The organism is Bacillus sp. SIMBA_005, assembly GCF_046535585.1.
GTDB lineage: Bacteria > Bacillota > Bacilli > Bacillales > Bacillaceae > Bacillus > Bacillus pumilus.
In genome coordinates, this window is sequence record NZ_JAWRWI010001314.1 from 1 (window position 1) to 229 (window position 229).

1 pseudogene is annotated in these 229 nt (G+C 34.9%); it reads right to left on the reverse strand.

From position 1 onward, the window contains the following. Positions 1-229 (reverse strand): annotated as a pseudogene (locus SB660_RS24330) (hypothetical protein); the annotation flags it as partial.

Below are 229 nucleotides of genomic sequence, written 5' to 3' on the forward strand. Positions count from 1 at the left end.
CTAGCAATTGACGAATAGTCGAATAGCCGTCACCTTCTATAAAAGCTGATCGATATTCTAAAACACCAATCATCTCACCATCTATTACTAACACGCGATAATCATGTCCAACTACATATCTTTGAAGCATAATTTTTTGACTATATTGTTTAGCAACTATCACTGCTTGCTCTAATTGCTCTAGCGTCTTAATGCCAATGGTTACACCTAAACTACATTTAGCATTAAT